General features: G+C 35.5%; 7 protein-coding genes. All 7 read left to right on the top strand.

What is annotated here, in order from left to right; all coding sequences use genetic code 11:
- Nucleotides 1-458: 458 nt before the first annotated feature.
- The 7 genes from dprA (at nucleotide 459) to folE (ending at nucleotide 8,183) form a co-directional block, all read left to right on the top strand.
- Nucleotides 459-1,535 carry a DNA-processing protein DprA gene (gene dprA, locus M0P98_08630; protein MCK9266914.1) on the top strand — a complete coding sequence of 359 codons (1,077 nt, stop codon included), beginning with the start codon at nucleotides 459-461 and terminating at the stop codon, nucleotides 1,533-1,535.
- A 126-nt stretch (nucleotides 1,536-1,661) separates the two neighbouring features.
- A complete protein-coding gene (locus M0P98_08625) occupies nucleotides 1,662-2,492 on the top strand; it encodes a sugar phosphate isomerase/epimerase (protein MCK9266913.1) in 831 nt (276 codons plus the stop codon).
- A 64-nt stretch (nucleotides 2,493-2,556) separates the two neighbouring features.
- Nucleotides 2,557-3,837, top strand: coding sequence for a DegT/DnrJ/EryC1/StrS family aminotransferase (locus tag M0P98_08620; GenBank protein ID MCK9266912.1), 1,281 nt, complete (start codon nucleotides 2,557-2,559; stop codon nucleotides 3,835-3,837).
- Between the two features lie 315 nt (nucleotides 3,838-4,152).
- Complete coding sequence (amaP, locus tag M0P98_08615) at nucleotides 4,153-4,734, top strand: alkaline shock response membrane anchor protein AmaP (protein ID MCK9266911.1); 582 nt, start codon at nucleotides 4,153-4,155, stop codon at nucleotides 4,732-4,734.
- A 66-nt stretch (nucleotides 4,735-4,800) separates the two neighbouring features.
- On the top strand, nucleotides 4,801-5,799 hold the full coding sequence (locus M0P98_08610; protein MCK9266910.1) for a thiamine phosphate synthase: 999 nt from the start codon (nucleotides 4,801-4,803) through the stop codon (nucleotides 5,797-5,799).
- Entirely contained in the window at nucleotides 5,789-7,660 is a 1,872-nt protein-coding gene (gene ftsH / locus M0P98_08605; protein ID MCK9266909.1) for an ATP-dependent zinc metalloprotease FtsH, read from the top strand. The genes M0P98_08610 and ftsH overlap by 11 nt, the downstream gene beginning before the upstream one ends.
- Complete coding sequence (gene folE / locus M0P98_08600; GenBank protein MCK9266908.1) at nucleotides 7,617-8,183, top strand: GTP cyclohydrolase I FolE; 567 nt, start codon at nucleotides 7,617-7,619, stop codon at nucleotides 8,181-8,183. The genes ftsH and folE overlap by 44 nt, the downstream gene beginning before the upstream one ends.
- Nucleotides 8,184-8,537: the final 354 nt, after the last annotated feature.

Below are 8,537 nucleotides of genomic sequence, written 5' to 3'. Positions count from 1 at the left end.
GGAGAAGAGTGCTGGTGCGAAGAATAATGAGCACTGTATAGCACAAAGGGCGAGTCGGTGAGCCCGCTGACTGAAGCCCGTAGGGCAAGAAAGGATGAGGGGGGGTAGTTGTATTTGCGAAGGAATATGGACAATCCTCAGGGGTTTACAAAGAAGTTAATGGGATGAGGTTTTCCCTTATATGTCATTCCGGACTTGATCCGGAATCTCGTTTTTGCTACCACTTTTGCGTGGGTTAGGTTAGAGATCCTGAAACAAGTTCAGGATGGTAAAATTGGCGAGTAGAAGGTAACACAGCCCCCCATTCCGTCCTTTGTAGTTAGTCTTGCGAGTTTTACCCCCTCGGAGGTACTCGAGACAAGTCGCCGTAGGCGGAAAAGGAATGAGGAGAGTTCACTGAATATTCACAGTTCTCAATAGACGAGATAAGTTTTATTGAATATAAACCTTAATTTAATATGGAAGAAAAAAAATTTTGGATATGTGCGAACCTTTCTGGATTGGGTCCAGCGAGATTAAAGAAACTTTTAAAAATAGCTGGCTCAATAGATAAGGTTTTTCAATTATCAGAAATTGAATTACGAGAAGCAAGTGTTCCTAAAAATGTTGTTGCAAAAATACTCAAATGGGAAGAGTTACCTTGGCAAGACGAGATTAGGTTTTGCCGTCAACAGAATGTTAAAATTCTTACCAGAGAAGATGCAGATTACCCCTACCTTCTAAAACAAATATATGCGCCTCCCTTTATGCTCTACGTTAAAGGTAAAATACCTAAAACAGAGCAAACTATAGCCATTATCGGCACTCGCAATCCGTCTTTGTATGGAAGAAGAATGGCAGAAAAATTTGCAATTGAACTTGCCTATTTAGGGTTTACTATCATAAGCGGACTTGCAAGAGGTATCGATACAGCAGCCCATAAGGGAGCACTAAAAGGAGCAGGTAAAACAGTTGGAGTTCTTGGCTCAGGTTTTAACAATTTTTACCCAAGAGATAATTTTAAACTTGCAGAAAGAATATTAGATAATAACGGCGCTATAATTACTGAGTTTAATTTTTCTGCAAGACCAGAACCTTCTCATTTCCCCATAAGAAACAGAATTGTTTCTGGTTTATCTAAAGGTGTGCTTGTGATAGAAGCAGGTCAAAGAAGTGGTGCTCTCATTACAGCAAATTGCGCTCTTGACCAAGGTCGAGAAATTTTTGCTTTACCAGGGCAGGTTGATAATATTTTTTCAAAAGGCGTAAATTACCTTTTGAAAGAAGGTGCTTTATTGGTTGAAAACACTCAAGATATTTTAGATTCATTAAATCTTGAGTTAAAAATCCCTAAAAAAACTAAAAAAATTACTCATAAGGGTTTAACAAAGACCGAAAATAAGATACTTGCAACTATTGGAAACAAAAAGATGCACATCGAAGAATTATTATCAGTTTCAGAGTTAAAACATAGAGAGGTTTCTGATTCTTTGCTAAGTTTACTTATAAAAGGTTTGATTGTTGAATTGCCCGGTAAAATATATTCAAAAAAATAGTATTGTCCTAATTTACTACAAATTAAGATTTGACTATTTATATACTGATATTGTATAGTATAAAACTATAAATATTTAATTTATAATAACCCCTCACAACATATTTTTGGGGTGAAGGAGAGAGATATGGAATATAAACAGATTTCAATGATGTCTTACACAATCGCAAGAGGGGAATGGAAAAAGAACAAAGATATCGTAGAGTTATGTCGATTTACAAAAGAACTCGGTTTAGATGCCATAGATTGGATTACTACTTATGATACTGAACCAAAAGAAGTAAGAAGAATTTGTGACGATTTTGGTATAAAAACAATATGTTACACTTTTTTTACTGATATCAATTTCCCCGATAAAAAATCGAGACAACCTGGCTTAAATAATATAGAAAAAGGTATTGAAATCGCTCTTATTCTTGGCACCGATAAAATAATGCTTCCTTTAACAGGTAAACCAGGATTAACAAGAGATGAGAGCAGAAGGAATTGTATTGAAGGGTTAAAAGATGCTATTTTAATTGCACAAAAATATAATGTAGCCATAACGCTTGAACATTTTCCACAACATACCGCTCCTTTTATTATTTCTTCGGATATGGATGAGGCTATCAAGGAGATACCCGATTTAAAGATTACTTACGACCCTGGTAATATGGTAACAGGTGGGGAAGACCCAGTTGAAGGATACACCAAATCTAAAAACTATATTGCTCATACACACTTTAAAGATTGGGTATTGGATGATGTTAATGGTAGAATTGGAGCAGACGGGAAACATTACAAGGCAGCTTTAACAGGAGAAGGTATTCTTGATTATCCAGCAATTGTAAAAATAATGTCAGAAGATAATTATAAAGGTTATATAAATTTTGAATACGAAGGTTCTGAGTATACACCAGAAGAAGCAATGATTAAAGGGGTTAAATATCTTAAAAACCTTTTTGAAACTATTAAATAGAAAAAGTGGTTGTTATAATTACAAACAATCCCTAATAAAATATATATAAAGGGAAAAAGGAGAAATGATGGCTATAAAAAAGAAGAGCAAACTGGCAATACTTGGCGGTGAAAAGATGGTTTCTGATGATTGTATCAAACCTTGGCCAAAAATCACCGATTTAGACAGAAAATATGTCCTTAAGGCTTTAGAGGGGCCATCTTATACATACGGTCCTAACTGTACTCAATTTGAAAAAGATTTCGCTAAATGGAATGGAAACAAACACTCAATACTTACCAACAGCGGAACAGCGGCTTTACATATGAGTATTGCTGCCTGCGGTTGTGGAAGTGGAGACCAGGTAATTGTTCCAGCTTACTCGTGGACCTCAAGTGTAACTTGTCTTTTACATCATAATACTTTACCTGTTTTTGTTGATATAGATTATGATACAATGAATATTGACCCAAGCAAAATAGAAGCCGCTATTACTCCAAAAACAAAAGCTATTATGGTTGTCCACCTCCACGGTTTGGCTGCCGATATGGAGGCTATCCGTAAAATTGCAAAAAAACATAAACTAAAAATCATTGAAGACGCTTGCCAATCTCACGGTGCATCCATTAAAAATAAGAATGTTGGTTTGTGGGGAGATTGTACTGGATTTAGTCTCAACCATAACAAAAGTTTGACCAGTGGTGAGGGCGGAGTTTTTGTTACTAACGATGAACAAATTCTTGAAAAAGCAAAAATGTTGTGGTCTTTTGGAGAAACAAGAAAACCTAACGAAAGTAGAGATTACCACGCTTACGCTCTTGGGTGGATGTATAGAAGTTGCGAACTTGTGGCAGCGTTTGGTAGAGCACAACTTACAAAATTGGACAGAAACCTAAAAATACAGAAAGAGAACGCTGAAACTTTCATTGAAGGTGTTAAAGATATTCCAGGTTTAATTATACCTTTTGTCCCAAAAGGATATAACCACACTTACTACAATGTAACTTTACGTATTGATGCTAAAAAACTTGGGTTTGAAGGAAGAGATGTAGCCATTAGAAACGCCATCTTAAAAGCCTTGCGTGCCGAAGGTACTCAATGTGGAATTTGGCAACGTTATATACTTCCAGCGATGACTGTTTTTCAGGCAAAAAATGCCTACGGACACGGTTGTCCTTGGAACTGTCCTAACTCTTTGCCAGTAGATTATAATCCTGAGAACTATCCAGTCGCTCAAAAACATTGTGATACCCATTTTGGAATGACAATGCCGTTTAGGGCACCTAACACTAAAAAAACAGCTAAACTTATTGCATCTGCGTTCCACAAGGTTTTTGACAACATTAAAGACCTACAAGTAGATTAAGTAAGCATATTTGACAGTAAAGACAGAAGAGAGGAATAAGTAGACTAAGTATGGAGTTTTTGCGTCTTCGAGTATCCCTTTTTTACAAGTGTTTACCCCGAGTATTCAAGGGATTTCTAAATATGGCAATTTCCTTTGGATACTCGGGACAAGTCGCCGAAGGCGGAAAAGGAATGGGAATAAACAATAGTAAGGATAAAACAAGGTTTATCCCGAGTATGCCCGAGGGAGTTGCCACGTCATTTAAAGCACTGAAATACTACTTAAAGCATTGCCAAATTTGGCAGAACGCTTTTGTTTAACAGGGAGTAATAAATGAAAATATGGAATAGAATTGTCAGCACCATATATATACTGGCTGGCAGTCTTTTTGCTTTTTTCTTTCTTGCAATATGGGCAAAACAAGATTTTCTCTTTAACGCTACTGCCTACATCGAGAAAGAAAAGATTTCTTTTGGGCTTACAGGTACAGGCATAATACTTGTGGGTATTGTTTGGATAATAAATTGGTTAGACCATCTGTACAAAACAAAAGTTATAACTTTTGATAACCCTGATGGTAAAATAAAAATTTCGCTTAAAGCAATAGAGAATTATATTAACACTATGCTTACAAAACAGGTTAAGGATATACACTCACTAAAAGTAAAAACTTCTATTTCTTCAAAAGGGTTAAACACAAAGATAAGTCTAAGAATTTTTTCTCATTTCAATATCCCTGAACTTTGTACACATATACAGGAGGTAACAAAAAACTATCTCCAAGACGCTATTGGAATTGAAAGAATTGGGAATATAGAAATATTTATCTCAAGGATTAAAAGTGGAGATGCTCAAGATAACGAACAAGACGCTGTTGGTTTAGAGCCAATACCAGACACTGAAGAAGTAGAATAGGTTAAACTCATTTTTCTGCTATAAACATATTTCTTTTCTTATCAACTCTATACTTACCTTACTAAAATGAAAAAAATCCTACGAATCATAGATGCCAATTTTAACAGAGGGAGAGAAGGGCTCCGTGTAATTGAGGATGCGTTAAGGTTTTATTATTCTTTTGATGTATCAGGTATAAACAGATTGAAGGTTTTAAGACACTCTTTTTCAAAAGAGATTTCAAAATATTTTAGTCTTATAGAACTAAAAACAATGAGAGATGTAAGTAGAGATAAAGGGAAAAAACTTGATATCAGAAAACTTGAAGATATACAAACAACTGTTGAAAAAAACTTTCTTAGAGTAAGCGAAGCAATGAGAACAATAGAGGAGTATTCCAAAACAGTAGTACCAGAAGCTTCTGAGGTTTTCCATAACCTTAGATTTGAACTTTACAAAATTGAACAAGAAGTTTCTTTAAAAATTTGCCGTAAAACTCTGCCTGCTCGTTTCTATTATATAATTTATGATATAAAAGATACTGATAAAATTTCTGCACCATTGGTCAAAAAATTATTAACACTTGAACCAGACGCTTTTGAAATAAGATTTTCAGGTAATTCTTCTAAAACCTATTTAAAAAACGCCTTATCTTTAAGGAAACTTATCCCTTCTACTGTTCTCTATATTGTGAACAGTAGAGCCGATATATGCCAAATATCTCAAGCTGATGGGCTTATATTGGAATCAAATGATATTCCAGTAGAAGACGCAAAAAAACTTCTACCTAATAAGATGGTCGGTTTTAGAGTTGAAAAGATTAATAAAAACATTTTATACCCTCAGAAACAGTTGGATTTTCTTGTTGTTTTGTGCCAATCTGATAATAATCTATATAAAATTCAATTGACAGAAAGATTAAATAAAGTTAATATACCTTTTACTGTAATAGAGAAATCTGATGAAAAAAAGATGTCGAGTTATGTTAAGGAAAAAATCTCTTTAACGTCAGAAGAAGAAGTTCTGTTACAAAAGAAGATAACCTTAACATCTAAAAAATGGAGAAAAAAACAGAATGAGCGATGAGAAAAATAAAAAGAAACCTTCTTTTAAAAACAATTCTATGAGATGGCTGATTTTCTGGGTTTTAGCAGGAATTCTTTTGGTAGGTCTTGCAAAAATATCTGAAATGGAAGGGAAAAGAAAGGACCTTATGTATAGCCAACTTTTAAAAGAAGTAAGGAACAACAATATTGATAAAAAGTTAACTATAAAAGATAAAAACATATCCGGGACACTTAAAGATGGAACAAAGTTTTCTACTTACGCTCCCAATGACCCTTCCCTATACAGATATTTAGATGAGTACGGTGTAGATTTTAAGGTTGAACCAGCTTCAAATATATGGATGAATATATTTATTTCCACTATTCCAATTCTTCTAATATTTTTCCTTATATGGTTTTTAATATATAAACAGGTATCATCTGAAGGTAGTAGAGTTATGGCATTTACTAAAAGTAAACCTATAATGCCTGACCCAAAAAATCGTACAACTTTTGATGATGTTGCAGGTTGTAAGGAAGCAAAGGAAGAATTACAAGAAATCATACAGTTTTTAAAAGACCCAAGAAGGTTCCAAAAACTTGGTGGTAAAATTCCTAAAGGTGTACTTCTTATAGGTCCTCCTGGTACTGGTAAAACTTTGCTTGCAAAAGCTGTTGCAGGTGAAGCACAAGTACCTTTTTTAAGTATGAGTGGATCTGATTTTGTTGAAATGTTCGTAGGCGTTGGAGCAAGTAGAGTAAGAGACCTTTTCAAACAAGCTCTTAAACTTAGCCCGTGTATCATATTTATTGATGAACTTGATGCAGTCGGTAGACAAAGATTCGCTGGGCTCGGCGGAGGGCATGATGAAAGGGAACAGACTTTAAACCAACTACTTGTTCAGATGGACGGATTTCAAACAGAAACAGGAATAATAGTTATGGCAGCTACCAATAGACCAGATGTGCTTGACCCAGCACTTGTTAGGCCTGGCAGATTTGATAGAACGGTTGTTGTTTCCCTACCTGATATAACAGCAAGAGAAGAGATTATTAAGGTTCATATAAGAAACAAACCTCTCGATGAAACTGTTGATACCGAAATTCTTGCTCGTACTACATCTGGAATGTCTGGCGCAAACTTAGAAAATATGGTAAACGAGTCTGCGCTACTAGCAGCCAGAAAAGGTAAAAATTCTATTGGAATGGAAGATTTTGAGGAAGCTAAAGACAAAGTAATGATGGGCGTGGAAAGAAAAAGTCTGGTTATAAGTGAAGAGGAAAAGAAGATTATTGCTTACCACGAGGCAGGGCATACATTAGTCCAAAAATCCTTACCTGATGTGCATCCAGTACATAAGGTTACCATTATCCCAAGAGGTCAAGCACTTGGAATCACTCACGTATTCCCAGACAAAGACCAGTTTATTGAAAGTGACACATTTTATAAAAATACTCTCTCTACTTTACTGTCAGGACGAAGTGCAGAAAAACTTATATTTGGGAAAATATTTACAGGCGCAGAAAATGACCTTAGGGTTGCTACTGAAATAGCGCGAAAGATGGTCTGCGAATGGGGAATGAGCGAAAATATTGGACCTGTTAGTTATTCTCATTCTGAAACCGTTTTCCTCGGAAGAGATTTTTCTCAACAGAAAAATTATAGTGAAGAAACATCCAGAGAGATAGATAGAGAAATAAAGAGGATTCTTAAAGAGGCTGAAAATAAAGCAGAAGATATACTGAAAAATAATAGAGAAAAACTTGAATTACTAACAAGTACTCTTTTAGTAAAAGAGACTCTTAATTCAGATGAAATAGACGAAATACTTGGTATATCGCCCAAAGGAGCTAACAATGGACCAACAGAAGATAGAGGCGGCAATAAAGACGATAATTGAGGCAATTGGTGAAAACCCTGAGAGAAAAGGGATTAAAGAAACACCAAAACGTGTTGCAAAGATGTATAGTGAAATTTTTAAAGGTTTACAAGAGTCTCCTGAAAAAATTCTCGGTAAAGTTTTTAGGGAAGATTTTAACGAACTTGTATTAGTTAAAGATATACCTTTCTTCTCTATGTGTGAACATCATTTATTACCCTTTTATGGGAAAGCTCATATAGCATATTTGCCTGACAACAAAAAAATTGTTGGTTTAAGTAAAATAATTCGGTTGGTTGAGGCATTTTCAAAAAGAATGCAGTTACAAGAAAGAATTACCAATCAGATAGCTGATACTATGATGAAAGTACTTACCCCGCAAGGAGCAATGGTTGTTATTGAAGCAGAACATATGTGTATGATAATGAGAGGTGTTCAGAAACCAGGTACCAAAATAATTACCTCTGCAATGAGAGGTATCTTTTTAAAAGATTTTAGAACACGAACCGAAGCCATAAACCTTATCCACCCTTCAAAATCTTAAAACATACTTATTTTAGTTGGTAAAAAATTATCACGCTTTTACATTCCGGACTTGATCCGAAATCTCGTTTTTTACATCCCCCCATTCCGTCTTTGCGAGTGTTTTGTAACGTGGCAATCTCGCCGTAGGCAGAAAAGGAAATGGGGGGAAAAGACAAAGGCAAAGACACAACCCCCCCCTCACCTTGCATCCTCTCCCTCAAGGGGAGAGGCAAATAAGGAAAGATTGTCATTGCGAGTGATGAAGGCTGTACTTCGGAGTATTTAGCGGAGGTCCGACCTTCGTTTTACTCAAGTGTAGTGAAAAGTCTCCCCCTATATGTCATTCCGGACTTGATCCGGAATCTCGTTTTTT

The organism is bacterium (genome assembly GCA_023230585.1).
GTDB lineage: Bacteria > Ratteibacteria > UBA8468 > B48-G9 > JAFGKM01 > JALNXB01.
The sequence above is the reverse complement of the archived record's forward strand: the minus strand, read 5'-3'. Positions and strand labels throughout refer to the sequence as shown.

Coding starts and splice junctions, on each gene's coding strand:
- dprA (MCK9266914.1), top strand. CDS start 459: ATGGAAGAAAAAAAATTTTGGATATGTGCGAACCTTTCTGGATTGGGT.
- M0P98_08610 (MCK9266910.1), top strand. CDS start 4,801: ATGAAAAAAATCCTACGAATCATAGATGCCAATTTTAACAGAGGGAGA.
- amaP (MCK9266911.1), top strand. CDS start 4,153: ATGAAAATATGGAATAGAATTGTCAGCACCATATATATACTGGCTGGC.
- M0P98_08625 (MCK9266913.1), top strand. CDS start 1,662: ATGGAATATAAACAGATTTCAATGATGTCTTACACAATCGCAAGAGGG.
- M0P98_08620 (MCK9266912.1), top strand. CDS start 2,557: ATGATGGCTATAAAAAAGAAGAGCAAACTGGCAATACTTGGCGGTGAA.
- ftsH (MCK9266909.1), top strand. CDS start 5,789: ATGAGCGATGAGAAAAATAAAAAGAAACCTTCTTTTAAAAACAATTCT.
- folE (MCK9266908.1), top strand. CDS start 7,617: ATGGACCAACAGAAGATAGAGGCGGCAATAAAGACGATAATTGAGGCA.